We start from the raw sequence: 1,212 nt of genomic DNA, 5'->3' as shown, positions 1-1,212 counted from the left end.
GCGGGCCATGGTCGCGATCTCCTTGGTCGGATGGATCGCAAACGTCGTGCCAGGAGTTTTTTTACAGCTTCAACGTTTGAGCTCAGCCGACCACGCCAGCGCAGCGGGCTCGGGGCGGGTGCAGCGAGAGGTTATGGCGCATTGGAGCACTCCCAGCAGACAAACGTAGCATTTTCAGTCGATCCCATCGCTTCGACAAATGCGTCGTTTCGGAAACCCGGCAATGTCTGAAGCCGCTTCAGCAACTCTCCGGCACCTTGCGCTCCTTGCGGGATCGCACAGCCTCCAGACTGGCTTTTTAATATCCAGAAGACATCCTCGCTCCAAGGTCCTCCACCGGTCGTGATCACCGCCACAGACCGAAGCTCATCCCAGCGAACAGCTTCAGTTTCACCATTTGACATAGTGCGAACGACCTTCTCTTCATCGAAGGCCACGGAGCGTGGGACGCGGCGGAGCAGCCGTTGAACTAAGTTAATGAAACTCATGCGTCATAACGTCGGCGCATGCCCGGTATGCAACCTGTGCCGCGAAGCGGCAGTCTTTGGTTGCGTGTCCGTGTCGAGCAACCTGTTAACCAGCGCAGCAAGTGCGGTGAAGCGTGGCATGAATTCGACGTCCCGGGTAGTCTTTGCAGTTGGAGTATTCATTGCGATAGTAAACGGCCCAGTAGCTTATGGTTCGCCTTCCAATGGTTTCGAAGTACGCGCGGTTGGCGGCGATGAATTCTGTGTATAGAGCCGTGTTCAAGTTCGGAAGCGCCTGCTCTATCAATTTCATGATTGTGACGACGTATTCTCCGACGAGTTGAATGATGAATGGCACTACCCAGGGCTCTTCGATTTCAATCAGTCGCTTCACGCATTTTTCCCGCAGATACCCGTCATGATGGCGAGTCCCAAGGCAGAGCGCTATGAGCCCCTGAACCCCGGGTCGGTTCGCGCAGTTCAGCACTTGGCTTTCTCTGTAGTAAACACGGTAGGGTATGTCAATTGTTTCCCCGCACACCCGAACTTGGAAACCGGCTGCAGGTGGATGCCACTGGCAATCGGAAAGCTGCGGTAGGACGGCTCGGACCTCGTCCGCGAGTGCTGACGGGAATGCTCGCACTTCGGCGTTTTCACTCATAGCCGGTTAACGAGGCTGTAAAAAAATCCGGTTCCCACACGCGCAACTATGGCGTTGCCCTGTGCGCAGATCGAGTTTCGTGAA

1 protein-coding gene is annotated in these 1,212 nt (G+C 55.6%); it reads right to left on the bottom strand.

Features of this window, described 5'->3' with window-relative positions; translation table 11 throughout:
• Window positions 1-131 precede the first annotated feature (131 nt).
• Entirely contained in the window at window positions 132-488 is a 357-nt protein-coding gene (locus AC07R0_RS25680) for a hypothetical protein (protein WP_495107027.1), read from the bottom strand.
• Window positions 489-1,212: the final 724 nt, after the last annotated feature.

It is taken from the genome of Rhodoferax sp. GW821-FHT07F03 (assembly GCF_059418745.1).
This window is presented reverse-complemented; position numbering and strand designations above follow the sequence as displayed.

Coding starts and splice junctions, on each gene's coding strand:
- AC07R0_RS25680 (WP_495107027.1), bottom strand. CDS start 488: ATGAGTTTCATTAACTTAGTTCAACGGCTGCTCCGCCGCGTCCCACGC.